Below are 21,925 nucleotides of genomic sequence, written 5' to 3'. Positions count from 1 at the left end.
AACGGAACTTTAACGTATTAATACTTTATGCCAATCTAGTTATGTTGCCAGTTGTGCTGATACCTTACAACTACAAGTCAGGAGGTAAAATCACCTGATCGATCGCGTGGATTACGCCGTTACTACCTGTAATATCTGCCTGTGTCACTTTAGCATCATTGACAGTGACACCAGTAGCAGGATCGACTTTAACGTTGATTGTGCCACCTTCGAGGCTTTTAACTTCGCCAGACTTTAAATCAGTAGACAATACCTTACCAGGCACCACATGGTAAGTTAAAATCTTGAGCAATACTTCTTTGTTATCTGGCTTTAATAATTCTTGCAAAGCATCTGCTGGTAACTTAGCAAAAGCTGCATCTGTGGGTGCAAAAATAGTTAAGTTATCTTTGCCTTGCAAAGCTGCGGTTAATCCTGCTGCTTTCAAAGCCTTGGTCAACGTGGTAAAGGAAGCGTTTGACTCTGCCAAGGCTAATAAGTTTTTGCCTTGATTGCTACTTGCCCCTGGTTTTGGTGGAGTTGTAGTAGGTGTATTAGTAGATGGTGTGGTAGGTTGAGTTTCTGGGGTAGTACTTGGGGTGACGGGTGTAGGTTCACTAGGTGTAGCACTACCACCACCACGGTTATAGGGAGGCTCGTTGAAAATACTTGGTCTGGGATTTACCGTTCCACCACTTCTCTGTGCTACTGGTTTGCGTTTGGTATTGCCCTTTTCGATTTGGGAAACGGCTTCAGCAGGTGCGTATTGAGTGTTTGCTTGAAGGCGTTGACCTTGGTTATAGGGAGCTTCGTTGAAAATACTGGGGTTAGGATTTAATACCTCTTTCGCATCAGATGGTAAAGTAATGAGGACGCTGAAACTAGTAAATCCTGCTATGCCTGCCAACGTGGTCAGCAATTTGCTGTAATTTGTCTTCATAAATTTTGTTTTTTTTGTCCACACATTACATAAAGATTTATAACATTTTGCTATGCACAAAATCTAACTCAAGAGGGAAGTAAGGTTTTTCTGTAGAATAGTTTGTGCTAGTGAGGTTAAATATTTAACCTCGATTCACGCCGATCGTCATGAAATATATCTACCATATTATTTCTTGGAAATTGAACAAATTTTCTCCATCACACAAAAATTTAAAAACCCCACTCGGATAACATAAATTATCGAAAAGTATGAAAATCTCACCTCTACAAGCTATAAGTTACAATTAGCTCCAAAGAAAGATTATACTTGAAAGATAATTTATATACAAAGTTGTACTTAAATTAATAGTTGATTCATAAATGTTGAATTACATTGATTATTCAGCAAAAGCACAGAAATTAATTCCCGAAATATTTTAAGGTAGGCTAACGCTGACAAAAATTGAAGTAACTGTTGAAGACCCACGAATGAGGGGTTAGGGCTATTTATATAATACATGCCGAATTAAATTACTTAGTTATTTGATATTTTAATCAATCAGAAAACAAGATTTTTTCAAATCGATAATTTTGCCAAAAATCAGGCATCGGTTAAACCTTAATGTCAATTAAATAGACAGTTAACCAACTAATACCAATAAAAATTACTTAAACTAAAGATACAATTGTAAAGTTAATAAGTTGACCAGTTACAAGAGATAGAACACATGCTGGAATTATACCAATGGGAACTCTCTCAATACTCAGAGAAAGTGCGCCTAATTCTAGATTTTAAAGGACTAGATTACCGCAAAATAGAGGTCACGCCTGGGATTGGACAAGTGGAACTGTTCCGGCTGACTGGTCAAAGACAAGTGCCTGTATTAAAGGATCGTCATAAATACATTGCGGATTCTACGGAAATAGCTAAGTATTTAGACTTAGAGTATCCCGATCGCCCCATAATACCGCAAGATCCTAAACAACGGGGTTTAACTTTATTAATAGAAGAATGGGCGGATGAGTCCATAGGCATTAAAGGTCGCAAAGCACTATTTGCAGCCGTAAGTCAAGACCAAAATTTCCGTAAGTCTTTATTACCCACCTCAACACCAGATATATTTAAAAGTCTGGTTCAAGGAGTACCTAGTGACTTACTGACAGTGTTGGGTTTTGGCGTAGGTTACAGCCCAGATGTGATACAGTCAGCGATCGCATCTTTAAAACAAGACTTGGAAGCCTTAACGTTATTATTGGCAGATAGTCCTTATTTAACAGGAGATGAGCCGACTTTAGCTGACTTAGCGGTGGCTGGCTTATCGATATTACTCAAGTTCCCCTCTGGCCCCTATCTGGATTTACCAGCTTCTATCAGAGGTAAAGGATTGCCAATCTTTGCCGAGAATATAGATTATCAACCATTCTTTACCTGGCGCGATCGCCTTTACGCCCAATTCCGCAAACCGTTAATTAGTACTACTCCATCAACAGGAAGTGCGCCAACCTCGATTCAGATTGATTAGATAATTGGGCATGGGGAATTGGGCATAGGGGATGGAAAAGAAAAACAAATGACCAATAATACTTCGACTACGCTCAGTACAAGTGACCAATGACCAATGACAAATGACAAATGACAAATGACTAATCAGATGAATTCGGCACAGCCATTAGGTTCGGTCATTCAAGGTTCTCTAACTGAAGGTTTAGAAGTCCGATTGCATCCTGACATTTCTGTAGAAGATATGCGGGTGGGTAAATTTCTTGTTGTGCAAGGGATGCGATCGCGTTTTTTTTGTATGCTGACAGATGTAGCATTGGGAGCTGCTAATGCCCGAATTATTGCTAATCCCCCCAATTGGGAAGACACTTTTTTACGAGATGTTTTAGCCGGAAGTGGTACTTATGGTACTATCAACCTCGCGCCGATGTTGATGTTCACTCCCGAAACTGAAGAATCTTTCTCCCCAACAAATGGCAAATCGGCAAATCCTTTCCTTCCATCGGTGACGGGTTTAGCTTCATTTATGCCACAAACCAGCACGACAATAGAATTGTTGCCGGTGAAAACTATTCCTAGTCACTTTAGTCAAGTTTACGAAGCAAGTGTTGACGATTTTCGCCGCGTATTTGGTTGGGAAGATGACCCCCAAAGGCGCAACTTTTCCATCGGCAAACCTTTGGATATGGATGTACCCGTTTGTATCGATTTGAATCGCTTTGTAGAACGGAGTAATGGGGTTTTTGGGAAATCCGGTACTGGGAAATCTTTTCTAACCCGGCTACTTTTAGCTGGCGTTATCCGTAAAAATGCGGCAGTCAACTTGATTTTTGATATGCATTCTGAGTATGGCTGGGAAGCTGTTGCAGAAGGTAAAAATGTTAATACTGTTAAAGGCTTAAAGCAACTTTTTCCTAGTAAGGTAGAAGTTTATACCCTCGACCCGGAATCGACAAAGCGTCGGGGTGTGCGTGATGCTCAAGAACTTTATTTGAGTTACGAGCAAATAGAAGTTGAAGATATTAAGTTATGTAGCCGAGATTTAGGACTCTCTGACGCAGCCTTGGATAATGCCAATATTTTGTATAGCGAATTTGGCAAGTCTTGGATTGTCCAATTGTTGAATATGACTAACGAAGAAATCGAGATGTTCTGCGAGGAGAAACGCGGACACAAAGGCTCGATTATGGCATTGCAGCGCAAACTCTTGCGGATGGATAGCTTGAAGTATATGCGAGCCGTTTGCCCCCAGAATTACATTAGTAAAATTGTGCAATGCCTGGAATCTGGGAAGAATGTTGTGATAGAATTTGGTTCCCAGTCTAATATGCTCTCTTATATGTTGGTGACAAATATGATCACCCGCCGTATTCACGAGCATTACGTCAAGAAAGCAGACAAATTCCTGCAAAGCAAAAATCCTAGCGATCGCCCAACGCCACTGATGATTACCATTGAAGAGGCGCATCGCTTCCTTGACCCAGCTATTGTCCAAAGTACTATCTTTGGGACTATTGCCCGCGAACTGCGGAAGTATTTTGTCACACTTTTGGTAGTCGATCAACGTCCATCAGGCATTGATAATGAAGTGATGTCGCAAATAGGGACTCGCATTACCGCTTTGCTGAATGATGAAAAAGACATTGAGGCGATTTTTACAGGTGTATCTGGTGGTAGCGGACTGCGATCGGTATTGGCAAAGCTAGACTCGAAACAACAAGCTTTAATATTGGGTCACGCCGTTCCTATGCCCGTAGTAGTCCGTACCCGTCCTTATGACGCAACTTTTTATGCCGAAATTGGTGAGCCAGCCTGGGAAGAAAAACCTGACGCAGAAGTATTCGCCGCTGCGGAACTAGCTAAAGCTGACCTGGGATTTTAGATTGTCCTTTGATCCTTTGTAAATGACCAATACTTCTGTGCGAACGCTAACAGCGTGTCAAAGGCAGAGATTGCGCCAACGACTTACCTCGGCTCCACTACCTCGACTTCGCTCGGCACAAGTCGGCAGGAGTCGTTCAGTACAAGTGACCAATGACCAATGACCAATAACAAATGACAAATGACTAATTCGTGACATCCCTCCATTATCACAGCAAATTAAGTTCGGTTATCCCGCTAGTTTTGGCAACAGAAGAGGGGTTTTTGGCGTCACTATAGAAGTAGTCAGCAATTTAGAGGAAATTTAAAAATTTTTTATATAACGGCTGCTTTTAAATTATAATAATAGGTTTTATCTTAAGAGAGTTTACTATTTGCCTGATTTATCGTATCATAAGTTAAGTAGAACTCATACCGACTTCGGATTTACCGATTGGTGTTAGTAACAGTCCAAGAGAAGAATTCTCAAAAATAACCAGCGTGCTTATAAAAAATTGAAAATTTAGGGAAGGTAGGGGAACCTATCAATGGGGGCTTACCGTCTTAACAACGGCTGTATCAATTAACTAATTGCTTTTGATAGCTCCCGATATTTCGTGATAGATGTACTACTTCTCCCCATCCATTTAGTAATAAAACATACATTATCTTTACGAAGTAGAGGACATCGCACCAATGCCTACTGTCAATACCCAAACGGAAAACCTCAACACCAAATTCACGGCTGATATGGTGCGAACCTATCTGCGAGAAATTGGTCGTGTACCACTGCTAACCCGCGAACAAGAAATTGTCTTTGGCAAGCAAGTGCAACAAATGATGACGCTCATCGATGCCAAGGAAGCTTTGGCGAAGAAGTTGCAACGCGAACCGGATATTTCAGAGTGGGCTGACCACGTTAAACAATCGGAAACCGATGTGCAGCAGACAGTGGCACAAGGTAAGCGGGCGAAGCAAAAAATGATCGAAGCGAATTTGCGCTTGGTTGTCGCTATTGCTAAAAAATATCAAAAGCGAAATATGGAGTTTCTGGATTTAATCCAGGAAGGAACACTAGGGTTAGAGCGGGGTGTGGAGAAATTTGATCCGATGAGGGGTTATAAGTTCTCGACTTATGCTTACTGGTGGATTCGCCAAGCAATTACTCGGGCGATCGCTCAACAAGGTCGGACTATTCGCTTACCGATCCACATTACCGAGAAACTGAACAAAATCAAAAAAGTGCAGCGCGAGTTGGCTCAAAGCTTGGGGCGATCGCCAACTCCAGCCGAAATTGCCAAAGCACTGGAACTAGAACCTGCTCAGATTCGCGAGTACCTGAATATGGCTCGTCAACCAGTGTCTTTGGATGTGCGAGTTGGTGAAAACCAAGATACTGAGTTGCAAGAAATGCTCGAAGATGATGGGCCATCACCAGAGTATTACACCAACCAGGAATTCTTACGCCAAGACTTAAACAACCTGCTAGCAGAACTAACCCCGCAACAGCGTGAAGTTGTAGCCCTGCGCTTTGGTTTAGAAGATGGTAATGAAATGTCATTGGCGAAAGTGGGTGAGAGATTGAATCTCAGCCGCGAACGCGTTCGTCAGTTAGAGCATCAAGCTTTGGCTCATCTGCGTCGCCGTCGTGCCAATGTCAAAGAATACGTTGCTAGCTAAAATAAGAGACGCGGAACTTCCTTCGCGTCTCTACAGCACCTTAGTGATGCGCTTCCTGAATTCAGGGGGCGATTTTTTTTGCTGAAAACCAGGAAACGCAGTTAATCAGGTATTCGCTAAAATGAATAGCATTAATAATTAACGTGAGTTCGACAAGTCCCTTGCTTTTTTTGACCTCTTTCCCAACCCCTCTTGGACACCCAGAGGGGAGCCAAAACCCTAATTTCTCCTTGCTCCTCTCTTTACCGTAGGAGAGGGAGTTTGGGAGGGAGAGGTCGCTCGAACTCACGTTAATAATTAATACAAGTATAAACCCTTGAGATTACAGATAAAACCCCATATGCGGGTTGCAAACCATTAATTTTTTGTATCGGCAAACGAAAGTATGTGTAGCCGCGATTTCTAATCGTCAGGGCTACATCCGTTTTAAATCTTGTAAAACTGCGGTGGCTGATTGATAGCGATCGCTAAAATGATAGCAAACCATTTTATCTAAAATTGCTGCTAATTCTTCACTTACTTGCACGGTTTGCCGCCAGATCGCATTACCCGTTTCTGGATCTGGGTGAAGTTCTTGCGGTGGTATCCCAGTTATCGCTTGAATAGCAATCATTCCTAAAGCATAGATGTCACTGCATAAGCGGGGATGACCGGCAAATTGTTCTGGAGGTGCATAACCCCGCGTCCCAATGGCTACTGTGGCTAATTCTGTTTGCTCGCTACTCGACGGTTGCATCAATTTGACAGCACCAAAGTCAATCAATACCAGGCGATTATTTTGAGCGCACCTAATAATATTAGTCGGTTTGAGATCGCGATGAATCACTCGATGTTGATGAACAAATTCTAGAACTTCTAAAACTTGTTTGAGCATTTCCATCACAAATGATTCGTTTTGCAGATTTTGTACGGGTGGTAATTCTTCACTTAGGGTATGTCCCTGAATATATTGTTGAATTAAATAAAATTCTTGATTATCTTCAAAATAAGCAAGTAGTTCAGGAATCTGATGATGTTTACCCAAAATCTCTAAAATTTCAGCTTCACTATGAAACAACCTGCGGGCGACTTGCAAAAATCGTGTATCTTGACGGGCTGGCATTAACTTTTTAACTACACAAGTAGGATTACCGGGTCGTTGAGTATCCTGTGCTAAATAAGTCCGACCAAATCCACCAGCGCCGAGAGTTTGAGAGATTTTGTAGCGTCCACTCAAAAGCAAATCACCTGATTTTATTTCTGGTGAATCAACTGGAGGAGGAAAGTCAACAGACGAGTCGGGAATTGCTGTTTTATCTTCTAAGAGTACATTTAATTGGGCGATCGCTTCTTGTTGTTTTTCAACTTGCAGAACAATCACCTGAGTTTGCTGCTGATTTTGGTAGCTAGTATAAGCGATCGCACAGATACTACTGGTCGCCAAAGCAAGAGCAGGAGGGATTAATGGCACCCATCCAGCTTGTAAAAACAAAGCAACGCAGATTACTACTAAGCCAAATAGAGTTATCCCTAACACCACTAGCAAAAGCAGCGGATTTTGCCACCGCAATACTAAAACACCACCTAATAGCGACCAGCCCCACACCCAAATAAGTTCTACCCAGTCGGGCCAATACCAAATCAAGGGTCGCCTATCCAACACTGTACTGATGAGTTGACTTGCTATTTGTGCATGAATAAACAGAGCAGGCATTCTAGCTGGTTGATCTGGTAAAGCGCTGTAAGGCGTATAAAAGCCACTTGGAGGGATATTAGCTGCTGTAGTGCCAATAATTACCAGACGGTCTTTGAATAAATTGGGGTTGACTCGATCGCTAAGAACATCTGTGAGGCTTACTTGGTCGGCGAGGCTATTGGGGTGACGGTAATTTAATAATATTTGATAGCCCTGTGTATCCAAATGTTGGTAGCCACCAGAATTAGATTGTAAACGCCGGAACAAGGTTTTACCTAAGATAAAATCTCCTTTTTTAGTGAAATCGTATGCGATACCTTGTTTTTCTAGATAATTAATTGCAATTAATGCACCAAATGCAAATGATGTTGTACATTTCTTGTCTGTAGAGTTGGCAAATAATAAAGTGCGGCGGAGACTTTGGTCGTTTTCATTGTCAGCAACCACATCGCTAAACCCAACATTATCTATAGGGACATTCGGCGGCGGGGGAATTTCATCTCTACCTAAACTGCTGAACAAACAGGTAGTGACAATGTTATCTTTATTTTGGAAATTAGCCGCCAAATTATTGTCTTCTGGTCGGAAAAGATATAAACCAACAATTCGCGGTTGATAAGACTCTATTTTTTTTAATAGCTGATTGATTCTCCGATCTGATAGAGGCCATTTCTCGCGTTTGAGATCGTCATCAGTAATTTTTACTAGCACAATCCGCCGATCGGGTGCCTCTGATGGACGCGATCGCAACATCTGGTCATAAACTCTTAACTCCCAAGGCTGTAACCATTTGAGTTCCCGAACTCCCCAGATAAAGCCAGTGACTCCTATACTGGTAACAAAAATAATTGGCAGCCAACTTTTGCTCTTAGAAGTTTCACGGGAATCCTGAACTTTGACAAAAGGTACGCGGAGTTTTTCTAATAGTCCACTAATCACGGCGTTGAGGCGGTAGCCTGAATTGGGTAGATGTTGTCGGTACAAAAGTCAATTTTGGGAATCTAGGTTAAAAGTTAATTAACCTAAAGCTCCTATTAATGTAACAATTTACTTGTTAGTTAGAGATTTTGACGTATTCCTACTTTTAAAGCAAGCTTACGCCCAGCGTCAACCATAGAATTAGACAAGCCCTAATCATCTGTTTGAGATGTTTGAACATCTTCAACAGGATTGCTAATTGGCAAAGAAATCGGATTAATAGATGGAGTTAGTGAATCTAACTGAGGTTGTTCAAGTGATGCTTCAATGCTGGAATCAGCAGTGGAGGAGCCGACAATTTTATCATAGTTAGAAGCAACAGCTAAAAAAGCGCCACCCAAAATATAGATAGGTAATGGCAGATTAAATTCTTGCAACCAGTCAAACAGTTCTGCTAAGGCAAACAGCACTAAAAAGCAAGCAAGCCAAACCTTCATATTCTTATCCCCTGAATTGAAACAATTCTATTACTAGCTTAAATAGCTTGCATCATAGTTGATGTAATACATAATCACCAACTTACAAGGTCTATAGCCGTAGATAGATGGAGTCAAAGTTGTAGCAGATGCTATATTCCAATATTTAAGTAGGTGGGTGGAAAAATTTATTGTTGAAATGAGGCAGGAGGCAAAAGGGAAGAGAGTTTTAGCCTAGTTAATTTTTCTTCACATAATTTGGTTTTATTATGCCGACTTACTTACTAGAAAAATTTACAGTAAATTTTGAGTATTTCTATCCAAAATGGCATCGCTGGTTGGAAAACTGCATTTATGCCTCAGAAAGTGGTGTATCAATCTTAATCAGAGATATTACTGAGTGCAAACGCAGCCAACAGCTTCTAACTGCACAGTATGCGATCGCTTACGTCCTTTCTGAGACAACTACGCTTGTGAATGGGGTTCTAGCTATTCTACAATCCTTGTGCGAAAGTTTAGGATGGCAAGCTGGTATTTTCTGGAGTGTAGACGATGAAGCTAATGTTGTACACCCCATGAGTACTTGGTATTCACCTGATTTGGAGAAAAAACCATTTAACCAGCACACAATTACTTTTAGTGAAGGTTTACCCGATCGGATTTGGGCAAGTGGTCAACCTGTTTGGATTTCAGAACCCGCCCAAGACGAGAATTTTTTTGCCACCGCCATCAGATTTCCGATTCGGTTGGGTAATAAAATCTTAGCTGCGCTCGAATTTTTCAGCGCTCAAATTTTAGAACCTGACACCAATTTACTCCAAATGATGAGTGCGATCGCCACTCAAATTGGTCAGTTCATTGAGCAGCAGCGAAGCTCGTCATTACTGCAAGAAAGTGAGAAAAAATATGTCAGATTTTTGAAATTCCAGGTGTCTCGATTGGAGAGGAAAATTCTACCATTGTTAAATAGGTGGGTGGGAAAATTTATCGTTGAGATCGAGCAGGAGGGAAAAGAGTTTTAGCCTAGTTAATTTTTCTTTACATAGTTTGGTTTTATTGTGCCGACTTACTTAAAAATTTAATTGATAACCTGAAAGCTCGAGAGGTTACAGATTTGCGACAATATTTGGATGAACAGCAGCAAATAGAAGAAAATCTGCGTCATAGTGAAGCACGCTACCGCTCACTGGCAGAAGCAAGCGCATCCATCGTTTGGAGCGCCGGGCCTTGGGGCAACGTTGTTGACGAGATTCCGACTTGGGAGGCGTTCACTGGGCAAAGTCCCGAACAATACAAAGGATGGGGTTGGGTTGACGCACTACACCCAAATGACCGGACATCTGTAGCTGCCATTTGGAGACAGGCCTTTTTTGGACGCAGCGTTGCAGTTGCTGAGTATCGCGTTCTGCGGCATGACGGCGAATACCGTGACATGGCTATACGTGGTGTGCCTATACTTGACGAATCAGGCGAAATCCAGGAATGGGTGGGAATGTGTGTGGATATCAGCGAACGCAAGCAAGCTGAGGCAGAACGCGAGCAACTGTTGGCGCTACTGAAAACAGAACAGACTCGCTTGGTTGAAGCTAACGTTCTACTTGATACCCTCTTTAATAACGCCCCTGTAGGTATTGGTCTATGGGATGAGAAATTGAGATACGTTCGCTTGAATGACGCTTTAGCTGAGATTAACGGTTTTCCTCAAGAAGCGCATATCGGAAAGACCGTCGCTCAAGTGCTACCTGGGGTAGATCCTGCGGTGATGGAAGCTTTACACCATGCGATCGAGACGGGAGAATCTATTACCCAAGAGACCAGTGGAGAGACACCCGCCGCACCTGGAAAGCAGCGGCACTGGTTGGTAAATTATTATCCGATTAAACTACCAAGTGATATTACTTGGGTGGGTGCAATCTGCCAAGAAATCACGGAGCGCAAGCAAGCAGAAGTCGAGCGGGAACATCTGTTTGAGCGAGAGCAAGCGGCTCGTGTTGAGGCTGAAACTGCCAAAGAGCAAGTTACCAAGATTTTAGAGAGCATAACTGACGGCTTTCTTGCCTTTGATCGTGAGTGGCGCTTTACCTATCTCAATCATGAGGGAAGCAGAACTCTGGGGCGTTCCTGCGAGGATCTGCTCGGAAAAAATTTGTGGTCAGAGTTTCCAGAACTGGCTAATACTAGCTTTGGTCAACTTTATCTCAGCGCAGTTGCTCTAGGAATGCCGCTTGAGCTTGAAGATTATTACCCACCCTTTGATGCATGGTTTGCGGTTCGCGCTTATCCTTCAGCCACAGGGTTATCACTTCATTTCCGTAACGTTAATGTACGCAAGCAGGCAGAAGCAAAACTGCGCGAGAGTGAGGCGTGTTTTCGGCTGCTGGCTGAGAATTCAACTGATATTATTTCCCGCCAGACAGTAGATGGAATTCTTCTGTACATTTCACCAGCTTGCTACACAGTATTGGGGTATCAACCAGAGCAACTAGTCGGTCATCCCAGCCAGGAGTTAGTTCACCCAGACGATTTGGCAGAGATTGCCAGGAATTACCCAGTCAATGCCGATTTACCAGATATTTATACCGTTACTCACCGCGCTCGTCACAAAGACGGGCATTATATCTGGTTGGAAGCAACTATTCGAGCTATTTGCGATCGCCAAACTCAAGAAATTTTAGAGATACAAGCGTCTTCGCGAGATATCACTAAGCGCAAACAAGTGGAAAAGGAGCAGCGTTTCTTAGCTGAAGCTAGTGGGATTTTGGCTAGATCGTTGGACTACGAAACAACCCTAGCAGGTTTGGCGCGTTTAGCAGTGCCGGAAATCGCTGATTGGTGCTTAGTTGATATTATTTGTGACAATCAATTAGTCCGCCGGCTTGCAACAGCCCATGCCAATCCAGAGAAACAAGAATTGGTCGAACAGTTACAAAATTATCCGCCTGATTTGGCACAAACAGCAGGAGTTGCGAAGGTAATACGGACAGGCAAATCACAAATTACTCATTTTATTTCTGAGGAACAGCTCCAAGGGTTAACCCACAACGCCAGTCACTTCAAAATCCTGCAAGAACTAAATCCAACATCTGGTATGAGTGTACCGCTAATCGTTCGAGGACGAGTGCTGGGAGCGATGACTTTGGCATCTTCTTCAGGTCGTTTCTACGATAACAAAAGCCTGATGTTAGCTGAGGAGTTAGCTGGCCGAGCAGCGATCGCAGTTGATAATGCCCGACTCTACAGAGAAGCCCAGCAATCTCAACAGGCGGCTTTACGCGCAGCATCTCGCACTACCCGTCTGCAAGCAATTACCGCTGCCCTTTCTGAATCTTTAACTGCAACACAAGTTGTTGAAGTAATTGTGGAGCAAGGTATAGCAGCTTTGGGAGCTAGTTTTGTTTTTGTCGCACTACTGACTGAAAGCGGTACTGAATTAGAACTTGTCCGAACTGTTGGCGGACAACAAGAAATAGTAGATTCATGGCGTCGATTCTCGATTAATGCATCCGCGCCACTGGCAGAAGCAGTCAGAACTAAGCAGCCTATTTGGGAAGAGCCAACAACAGCGAGGATTGCTCGTTACTCAAATCTTGCCAAGGAGTATGCTCAGTCCAACTACAACGCTTGGATTTCGATTCCATTGCTCATCGAGGGACAAGCTATCGGTGGAATGTCTCTAGCTTTTACCGAAATTCAAAAGTTTAATCAAGACGATCGAGCCTTTATGCTGGCACTAGCACAGCAGTGCGCACAAGCGATGGAACGTGCCCGTCTATACGAGGCAGAACAAACCGCCCGGAAAGTAGCAGAAAACGCCAACCGGATAAAAGATGAGTTTCTGGCAGTACTTTCTCATGAATTGCGATCGCCACTCAACCCAATTTTAGGTTGGTCAAAGCTACTTCAAACCAAAAAGCTTGATGAAAAGACAATTCCTCAAGCGCTGAAGACTATTGAGCGAAATGCGAAGTTACAGGCTCAACTGATTGAAGATTTACTGGATATCTCCCGGATTTTACAAGGTAAAATCAGCTTGAATATCTACCCAGTCGATCTGACATCTGTGATTTCGGCAGCAATGGAGACAGTGCGGCTATCAGCAGAAGCTAAATCAATTGAGATGCACATTAGTCTGGAACCAAATTTGGGACAAGTTTTGGGAGACTCCAACCGATTGCAGCAAATTGTTTGGAACCTGCTTTCAAATGCGGTTAAGTTTACACCAGAAGGCGGACGGGTTGATATTCGACTATCATCATGTTCTAATGTCAACTCAGCACCCAGCACTCATAACTCAGCACTGATTCAAGTCAGCGACACAGGAAAAGGCATCGACCCCAATTTTCTGCCTTACGTGTTTGAATATTTTCGTCAAGAGAATAGCAGCACCACCAGAAAATTTGGTGGATTGGGGTTAGGATTAGCGATCGTCCGTCACTTAGTCGAATTGCATGGCGGGACAGTCCAAGTAGAAAGTGAGGGCGAAGATCGGGGGGCAACTTTTACTGTGAGACTACCGTTAATCCAAAATCAATTAGAAATTAAACAGGAGAGTAGCAATTCTGAGCCATCTTCAAATTTGAATGGCATCAAAATTTTAGTAGTGGATGATGATACAGATACGCGAGAATTTATTGTCTTCTTACTAGAGCAGTATGGGGCAAATGTGACAGCAGTAACATCAGCAAATGAAGCCCTAGCTACTTTAGCCCAATCCTTACCAGATATACTTTTAAGCGATATTGGGATGCCAGAAGTGGATGGCTGTATGTTCATGCGACAGTTGAGAACACTGCCACCAGAGCAGGGAGGAAAAATTCGAGCGATCGCCCTTACCGCCTATGCTGGAGAAATGAACGCTCAACAAGTGCTAAAAGCCGGATTTAACAAGCATATAGCCAAACCAGTAGAGCCAGCCGAATTAGTAGATGCGATCGCTAACTTAATCGCTGAATAAACCTGCCTCTACCTGTTCGCCATTACTTGATATAGTTAAAACTATTTGTCAGGTTTAAATCATATCTGTAAGAATATTTGCGATCGCTTGTTCCTTTCTTGGTTTTTACTTAACCAAACAATAGGCTTAACAAGTTAGTTGAGCAACTTGTTAAGCCCCTTGTTCAAGTTAGGCAAACTTCCGCTACAGTGTAATAGCTAGCCAAGTTAATAGCTGAATAAACCACAAATGACAAATGTGTAATAGCTGAATAAACCTGTCTCTACCTGTTTACCATTACTTGATATTATCAGGTATGCTCGCTTTATATTCTAGATCGGAAAGAATCCCTTGTTTGATATCAATCTTACGCGAGATGACTTTTTCATCAAAATAAAAATCAGCAACGCGCTGCTGTTCGGCAACGATCGCAGGTGTAATTTTTCTCAATTTATAAGTACGACGGCTTGCCACCTTTAGCGCAACTGCTGGATCTAATTTCTGTTCATCAACTAAAATTTTGGCATAATCGCTTGGTTTTTTTTCAGCCGCTTCTCCTACTTTCTGTGCTTCCTCTAAAAACACTCGCACCAATTGCGGATTTTGGGTGACAAATGCACGCCTGCCAATATAAAACCCGCCGAGAGTATTAATTCCTTTTGCATTTCTCAGATTACGAATCGGGGTAGTACTTTCTACAGCAGCTAAAAGCGGATCGCCACCCACCCAGGCGTCAGCCTTGCCTTGAATAAAGGCATCGCGGGCCTCAGTTGGAGTCAAAGCAACGATTTGAATATCGCTAATTTTTAATCCTACTTCTTTCAACGCTTTTGTTAGTAAATACTGTGCATTGGAACCTACCTGAAAAGCAATTTTCTTCCCTTTAAGATCGGCTACTTTCTTAATAGGAGAATTAGCTTTCACCACAATACCTTGGTTTGTACCATCGCTGGGCGTGCGTCCAGTAAGATAGACAACTTCAGGGATGAGGCCTGGGCGTGCGGCTTGGTCAAATATTGGAGGTGTCTCTCCCACATTACCGATATCCACTTTACCTTCATTCAGCGCTTTGATCAATTGCGGCCCTGCTGCGAATGGCCCAACCCAATTCACGGTTATACCCAATGCTTTGAAACGTGGCTCAACAGCTTTTTTAGACTTGACAATATCACCAGAACTTTGATAAGCCAAGTTAATTACTTTAGCAGGCACTGCTTGGGTGGTTTGTATAAGGCTACCAGCCAAGGGAGATAATAAAGTAAACAGTCCCAATGCAGAATATTGGACAACACGCTTTAAGACTGTACGGCGTTGTGGTTGAAATGATTTGTTCATCAGTTGTGATTTTCCTTGTAAGTTTTAACTTTTACGTTGTCAGTCTTACTTTCAAAAGCAAGTAAGATCATAGGAAGTTATTATTTAAACCTCCTAGAACACCAACTTATGGCAAAAGATTGAGATTCTGCTACTTAAACAAATCCCCTTGTACATTTAGTAAATTGGTATTCTAGTTTGTTTAAAAAAACAAACTTCATATCTGATTATTCTCTACTTTTCACTTATCAGTGTTGGTGGAGTAATAGCTGCATATTCTTGAGGCGTAAGTAATGCTTCTTTGACATCAATTTTTTTGGGTAAGATTTTTTCGTTATAGAACAAATCAGCAACATTTTGTTGAGCTTGCATTAGTTCTGGAGTAATTCCTTTTAGCCGATAAGTAGCACGGCTAGAAATTACTTCCTGAATAGGTAGATCAATTTTGAGTACAGGTGCTATGAGTTTCGCTACCTCTTTACGATTCGCTTCTGCCCATTCACCATTTTTCTCAATTTCTTCTAAAATGATCCGAACTAATTCGGGATTTTCCTTAGCAAATTCTCGTGTTCCTACATAGTATCCGCCTGGAGTACCTATATTGGTTGCATCTCTGAGCACACGCGCACCGTGGAGTTTTTCTACCAAAGCTAAATGAGGATCGCCAGTTACCCAAACTGGAATAGTGCCTTGAATAAATGCGCCACGGGCTTCGACATTGGGCATACTTAAGACTTGAATATCACTATATTTTAAACCTACTTCTTTTAAGGCTTGGATGATAAAATAGTGAGAAGCAGAGCCTTTTTGAAAGACTACTTTTTGACCTTTAATATCCGCTAATTTTTTAATTTGAGAGTTTTTCGGAACTGCGATCGCACTACCTTTACCAGAATTAGGGCCAAGTCTTCTCCCAGCTAAATAAATGATTCTTGCACCCGCAGCTTGGGCAAAGATGGGAGGCGTTTCTCCAACAGAGCCAATATCAATTTTGCCCACATTCATTGCTTCCATAAGTTGTGGCCCTTGAGCAAATTGTGACCACTCTACTTTCAAGCCCAAAGGCTCCAAACGTTTTTCTAAAACTCCTCTGACTCTAACTAAATCACCAGAGCTTTGATACCCTATTCGCAGTAGCTTTGTTTTAAAAGTTATAGTCTTAGCCCCTGCTGGCTCTGCTTTCGTAACGCTTCCTGCATTTGTGTTAGATACAGTTGATGTACAACTGATTAAAGTAGTAGATACTACAAAACCAGGTATTATAAATAAGGCTAATTGTTTGATTATTGTTGTCTTAGTTTTCACGAAAATATTAAACATTTTTGCACCTTAATTTTTGATTAACTACTGATTTAAAAGCATTAGCTAATAACGTAAATTTTTCAGTTTATTAAACTTGATTACAGTTATTTACTTATTAGATTTAATTGAATCCGGTGTAAATGCTGCATATTCTTCTGGAGAAAGTACTCCATCTTTGACATTAACCTTTTTTGGTAAAAGCCCTTGTACATACCATAAATCAGCTATTTGTTGTTGTTTTTTAACAACTTCATCAGTAATTGGTAGCAGACCATATACTGCTTTACTATGAATTGTTTTGAGAGTGGGTACATCGATACCAACGTCACTCGTTTCAAGTTCTGCTAACTTATCAATATTTTTCTGCGACCAATCTTCAGCTTTGATAAACTCCTCTAGAAAAACTTTGAGAATATCAGGATGCTCTTTAGCAAATTTACGTGAGCTAGTATAAAAAATACCAATATTCTGAAGTCCTTGCCCATCTATTAATACACGACCAAGATTTTTTTGGACATTTCTAGTAATGTAAGGTTCCCAAATTACCCAAACATCGATTCCTCCCTGACTAAAAGCTACATTTGCATCTGGAGGTGGGAGAAAAAGAGATTTTACATCACTCAGTTTTAGTCCCTCTTTTTGTAATGCTTTTAATAAGACATAGTGAGCAATAGAGGCTTTTTGAAAAGAAACTTTTTTGCCTTTAAAGTCAGCAACACTTTTAATCGGAGAGTTTTTTGGTACTAAAAAAGAAACTCCTTTACCATTAAATCGAGTCGTTGCAATATACACAAGAGGTGTACCTGCGGCTTGAGCAAATATAGGTGGTGATTCAGCTGTGGCTGCGATGTCAAGGGAACCAGCATTTAACGCTTCTAAAGCTTGTGGCCCAGCAGCAAACTCTAGCCACTTGACAGTAAAATTCTTTGCCGCCAAACTTTTTTCTAGAGTTCCTTGCTTTCTCATCACTGCAAGAGAACCAAGCTTAGAAGAAACAACTCGTAACTCTTGTTTTTGGGGAGTATTAGAGACTGTTTTACTTTGAGATTGTGTACTAACTGGGGATAGTTGGTTTTGAGTATTTTTAGTTTCTTGACTACAACCAATTATGCTCATTGGTATAGTGAGAGTGCAAGCAGCAATTAATAAAGATATATGTTTAGGCTCAATTTTATATTTGGCTTCTATAAGTTTAGTATTTAGGCTAGATTCACATACTATCTTGGTATTTTTGATTTTTGATTGCAGAAATTTATTGCTAGACAAACTTAGCCTTTGCAAAGATTTGAAAAGCTCCATAATATTTTTCTAGTTAAATTTAATAATTTTCGTATTAGCGCTTTTAATGAGTGCTAATAACTCTGATTTTCAGTCTAGAGTCTATCAAATTTGGTCTAAAAATAAAGTATTCATGAACACTTGTTTTTAACCAAAAAAATAATTTTTACTATTTTTGATTTACAAGCATAGAGTATGATATTTAGACAAGTTTTATTGGTCAAAAGTCAAGAGTTATTCTGGACTTTTGACCAATAAAAGGTATATTTAAACGCCCATCAACTCAATCTTCTGAGCTATAAATCCTAAAAGGGACGACTACCTGCAAGGCTAACCCGCTTTAATACTCGTCGCTCATTCGGATCGAATGCTTGACGATAATGTAAGGTAGCTTGATTATCCCAATAGACAATATCACCTACAGACCATTTGTGTTCGTAGTAGAACTTGGGTTGAGTTAGATGTTGCCTCAATTGTTCAATTAGTTTAGATCCTTCTTCCGGCTCTAAGCCGATAATTTCCACTTCTGTAGCAGCATCCAAGTAAAGATGCTTTTTCCCACTTTCTGGATGGGTTCTAACTAAAGGATGGGGAAAGATCGGACTGATTAAAGGAATAGTTTTGTCTAAACGATACAAAGACCAGGGTGCATTCCGATCTCGCAAAAATGGGTTGTAGGTAATTAACTGCAAATCTGCAATCCGTTCTTTGGTGGCTTCATCTAATGCCTCATAAGCTAAATTGGTATTTAACCAATAAGTATCTCCACCATGAGTTGGTATTTCCAACGCATAAAGAAGCGAACCACTAGATGGGATAGGAGTCCATTTGTGATCGGAATGGAAAGTGAGTTCTCTAGTACCGGTATAGCCACCATCGACATTGGAAATCGGAATCACCACCGGAGTTTCTCCTGGTTTAGAAGCCAATACTGGAGTTTCATCAGATGGTACAAAAAGCGCGCCAAAGTATAGAGAAAAGTTCAAAAGTTGTTCATCAGAGAGCTTTTGGTCTTTGAAAATTAGGATGTGGCGATCGCGCAAAGCTTCCTTAAGTTGTAATATGACTTCAGGCGCGATCGGTTGACTAGCATCAAGATCGGTAACTATCGCTCCCAAAGGAGCATCAATAGGCCTAATTTTAACCTTTGTCAAAGTCGAGGTAGACATCAATATTCTCCTGAATTTTAGTTTTTTCTTGGGAATAACTACTTATTCGCTAGAACCTCTGAAGGAGTAATTTTGGCGTACTCTTCAGGTGTCAAAAAACCGTCTCTAACATTTACCTTCTTGGGGATAAGCCCTAAGCTATACCACTTATCTGCAACTTCCTGTTGCTTAGTAATAGTTTTATCAGTGATTGGTAGCAACCCATAGTCATATTTTTTATGCATTATTTCTAGAGTTGGTGGATCTAACTGAGTTACAGGAGCAAGCAGTTGTGCAACTTCTTTGGGATGATCCTTAGTCCAAATTTCTGCTTTTTCTAGTTCCTCTAGAAATACTTTGATCGCATCAGGATGAGCCTGATAAAACTGGCGTGAAGTTGAATAAAAGTTGCCAGTATCTCGCAACTTTCCACCATCTGCTAAAACACGAGCTATTTTATTTTGTACATTTCTGGTAGCAAATGGCTCCCAAATATACCAAGCATCCACCTTATTCTGACTAAATGCTGCATTTGCATCTGGCGGCGTTAAAAAAACTGATTGGACATCGCTCAGTTTTAGTCCGGCATCTTCTAAGGCTTTAACTAATAAGTAGTGACCGATAGAAGCTTTCTGGAAAGCTACTTTTTTACCCTTCAAATCGGCAACACTTTTAACTGGAGAGTTTACAGGAACTAAAAGTGAAATAGCTTTACCACTGGGGCGTGTAGTAGCTAGATAAACAAGAGGCGCTCCGGCTGCTTGTGAAAATACAGGAGGCGATTCGGCTGTAGATGCGATATCCAGTCCATTGGCATTCAAGGCTTCTAGCTGTTGTGGCCCAGCCGCAAATTCAGCCCACTGTACTTTAAAACCCAGAGGTTCTAATCGCTTTTCTAAAGAACCCTGTTTTTCTAAAACTGCTAAAGCAGTAAGTTGTTTTGAACGTACAATCCGCACTACTTGCTTCTCAGTTGACTTCTGTGTAGTGCTAGATGCAGCTACAGACTCAGGGGAAGCTGATGATTGCTGAGTGTTATTTTTGGCTTCACCACAACTCGATAAGACCGTCGATAGCATTAAGCAGTAGCCCAAAGCAAACAACAACGAACGACGCGTTATTCTCTGGTTTTTCCTGAATTCAAACTTTCCTTTTGAAGCTGGCATAGGTTATTTCCTTTATTCCTCGATCGGTGGTCAGAACAATTATGATTAATTGCGGTCTCAATAACAAAAAAACTTTTGTTTATTAATAATATAGTTGAAAACTAGACTAATTAAATATATTTTTTAACTGTAAACATCTATCAATAAATCACGGGATTAATTTACGTCAAGCTATCATCATCATTGCTATTAAATTATGCTAATTTCTTAATACTAAATAAAAAATTGCATAATACTGTTGATTGTAAACAGCTATAATAATTTGTAAAATACTTCTCAACTGCATCGAAAAAATAATCCAGTGCTTGGGTCTAAATTTGCGACTGATTGCATTCATAATTATGACTTCTCTTTTAATAAATCAACTCTTAGGTTTCCATACTGCATCTTTGATTTGAAAAGTTTTAGGAATCAGCTTTTGACTGTAGAAAAGTTCAACTACCTGCTGTTGTTCAGCGACAAATTCATCAGTTATATCAAATACCCCTAAGATAGGTCGCCTTTCTAAAGCCCATTTCCAGACTCCTGGTTCTTGTCTAGTTTGCGCTGCTAACAAATTAGCAACTTCATTGGGGTTAGCTTTAGCCCATTCTTCTACTTTTCTTTGTTCTTCCAAAATTATCTTCACTAAGTCGGGGTGATTTGCAGCAAAATTGCGTGTAGCGATATAGTAAGCTCTTTGGGGAGCAACATCAGAACCTTTGGCTAGAACTCGTATTTCATTTGCTCGCTCTTTGCGAGCATAAAACGGATCGCTAGTAGGTAAAACATCAACTCTGGCACTTTCAAAAGCAACCTGACTTTCTGGAATAGTTAAGTAAACAGGTTGAATATCATTGAGAGTTAATCCAGCACTTGCTATAGCTTTCAAAAGCAAATATTGCAGAGCAGTTCCTTTTTGTATGGCAACTTTCTTACCCTTGAGTTCCGCAAGAGTTTTGATTGGTGAATCCTTACGAACAATAACTGCTTGAGCGCCTGCGTTGGAGCCAGTTGCAGCAACATAAACAATGGGATTATCACCAGCTTGAGCAAAAATTGGTGGCAGATTTCCAACGTTGCCAATATCAACACTGTTTGCGGCCATTGCTTCCATCATTGGCGGGCCGCCCCGAAATTCTATCCACTTGATAGCAATACCGTCAGCAGCAAAGCGCTTTTCCAAATAGCCCTGAGCTTTGAGTAGGTTCAGACCTGGTGTACCACTCTGATGGCCAATATTGATAACCTCTAGTTTTTTTGAGCTTGCAGTAGTTGGCTCAACTTGCGGACTATTGTTTTGACTGCTTGGAGAGTTACAGCCTGTAACTAACAAGAAAGTCGTAAATGCTAGCAAAAAATAACGAGCTATATTCGCAAATAACCATGACTTTCTGTAGCTTATGAACATGATTCAATGTAATTTATCGAAGTAAGTGGATATTTTTATTTTTTATTTTGTTGGACTGAATCTTATAGAGGATTCAACTTTTAAAAATATTATATATTAATACATTTTAGCAAAGATTGTTGGTGTAAATGATTGGTTTTTAAAGACGCGATGAATCGCGTCTCTACAAGGGGGGGGTCAATTTTTTGTACGATTTATAGATATTTTGCCCCATTTTATAAAACTAGTTTTATCATATTTAGGCATCATAGATAACATTTTTTTTAATAAATAAAAATATTTTTTGGAAATGTCTAAAATAAAAAAGAGAGTGGGTATTACCCACCCTATAACGACTCGAGGAACTGAGAATTTAAGAGTTGAAAGGAAAAAATTTAGGAAGTG

At 40.9% G+C, this 21,925-nt stretch carries 14 protein-coding genes; 5 read left to right on the top strand and 9 right to left on the bottom strand.

Annotation, left to right across the window (positions count from 1 at the left end):
* Positions 1–70: 70 nt before the first annotated feature.
* Positions 71–919: a fasciclin domain-containing protein gene (locus RM049_RS04310; RefSeq protein ID WP_322669972.1), complete on the bottom strand. Its 849-nt coding sequence runs from the start codon at positions 917–919 to the stop codon at positions 71–73.
* Positions 920–1,628: 709 nt separating this feature from the next.
* On the opposite strand from RM049_RS04310, the gene RM049_RS04305 reads away from it, so the two are divergent.
* The 3 genes from RM049_RS04305 to RM049_RS04295 all read left to right on the top strand — a co-directional run bounded on the left by RM049_RS04305 (position 1,629) and on the right by RM049_RS04295 (position 5,941).
* Entirely contained in the window at positions 1,629–2,423 is a 795-nt protein-coding gene (locus RM049_RS04305) for a glutathione S-transferase family protein (RefSeq protein WP_322699043.1), read from the top strand.
* A gap of 129 nt (positions 2,424–2,552) precedes the next feature.
* A complete protein-coding gene (locus RM049_RS04300; protein ID WP_322670047.1) occupies positions 2,553–4,283 on the top strand; it encodes an ATP-binding protein in 1,731 nt (576 codons plus the stop codon).
* 674 nt (positions 4,284–4,957) lie between these two features.
* The gene (locus tag RM049_RS04295; protein WP_322639107.1) at positions 4,958–5,941 is read left to right on the top strand and encodes an RNA polymerase sigma factor, RpoD/SigA family; all 984 of its coding nucleotides are present in this window, start codon (positions 4,958–4,960) and stop codon (positions 5,939–5,941) included.
* Between the two features lie 415 nt (positions 5,942–6,356).
* Here the strand turns inward: RM049_RS04295 and RM049_RS04290 are convergent, their stop codons facing one another.
* Both RM049_RS04290 and RM049_RS04285 read right to left on the bottom strand, forming a co-directional pair.
* Entirely contained in the window at positions 6,357–8,555 is a 2,199-nt protein-coding gene (locus tag RM049_RS04290; protein ID WP_322703338.1) for a CHASE2 domain-containing serine/threonine-protein kinase, read from the bottom strand.
* A gap of 191 nt (positions 8,556–8,746) precedes the next feature.
* Positions 8,747–9,031, bottom strand: coding sequence for a hypothetical protein (locus RM049_RS04285; protein ID WP_322703289.1), 285 nt, complete (start codon positions 9,029–9,031; stop codon positions 8,747–8,749).
* A 248-nt stretch (positions 9,032–9,279) separates the two neighbouring features.
* Between RM049_RS04285 and RM049_RS04280 the strand changes: the two genes are divergently transcribed.
* Together RM049_RS04280 and RM049_RS04275 are read left to right on the top strand one after the other, a co-directional pair.
* Positions 9,280–10,032 carry a GAF domain-containing protein gene (locus RM049_RS04280; RefSeq protein ID WP_322703288.1) on the top strand — a complete coding sequence of 251 codons (753 nt, stop codon included), beginning with the start codon at positions 9,280–9,282 and terminating at the stop codon, positions 10,030–10,032.
* 92 nt (positions 10,033–10,124) lie between these two features.
* On the top strand, positions 10,125–13,964 hold the full coding sequence (locus tag RM049_RS04275; protein ID WP_322703287.1) for a PAS domain S-box protein: 3,840 nt from the start codon (positions 10,125–10,127) through the stop codon (positions 13,962–13,964).
* A gap of 276 nt (positions 13,965–14,240) precedes the next feature.
* Here RM049_RS04275 and RM049_RS04270 read toward each other — a convergent pair whose 3' ends face one another.
* From RM049_RS04270 to RM049_RS04245, 6 genes are all read right to left on the bottom strand, one after another.
* Entirely contained in the window at positions 14,241–15,278 is a 1,038-nt protein-coding gene (locus tag RM049_RS04270; RefSeq protein ID WP_322669977.1) for an aliphatic sulfonate ABC transporter substrate-binding protein, read from the bottom strand.
* A gap of 213 nt (positions 15,279–15,491) precedes the next feature.
* The gene (locus tag RM049_RS04265; protein WP_322703286.1) at positions 15,492–16,577 is read right to left on the bottom strand and encodes a sulfonate ABC transporter substrate-binding protein; all 1,086 of its coding nucleotides are present in this window, start codon (positions 16,575–16,577) and stop codon (positions 15,492–15,494) included.
* Between the two features lie 90 nt (positions 16,578–16,667).
* Positions 16,668–17,858: an aliphatic sulfonate ABC transporter substrate-binding protein gene (locus RM049_RS04260; protein WP_322703285.1), complete on the bottom strand. Its 1,191-nt coding sequence runs from the start codon at positions 17,856–17,858 to the stop codon at positions 16,668–16,670.
* A 284-nt stretch (positions 17,859–18,142) separates the two neighbouring features.
* A complete protein-coding gene (locus RM049_RS04255) occupies positions 18,143–19,006 on the bottom strand; it encodes a TauD/TfdA family dioxygenase (protein ID WP_322703284.1) in 864 nt (287 codons plus the stop codon).
* A 38-nt stretch (positions 19,007–19,044) separates the two neighbouring features.
* Positions 19,045–20,151 carry an aliphatic sulfonate ABC transporter substrate-binding protein gene (locus tag RM049_RS04250; RefSeq protein WP_322703283.1) on the bottom strand — a complete coding sequence of 369 codons (1,107 nt, stop codon included), beginning with the start codon at positions 20,149–20,151 and terminating at the stop codon, positions 19,045–19,047.
* A gap of 361 nt (positions 20,152–20,512) precedes the next feature.
* Positions 20,513–21,541, bottom strand: a complete 1,029-nt coding sequence (locus tag RM049_RS04245; protein WP_322703282.1) for an aliphatic sulfonate ABC transporter substrate-binding protein — start codon at positions 21,539–21,541, stop codon at positions 20,513–20,515.
* Positions 21,542–21,925: the final 384 nt, after the last annotated feature.

This window comes from Nostoc sp. DedQUE04, assembly GCF_034530995.1.
Lineage (GTDB): Bacteria > Cyanobacteriota > Cyanobacteriia > Cyanobacteriales > Nostocaceae > Nostoc.
This window is presented reverse-complemented; position numbering and strand designations above follow the sequence as displayed.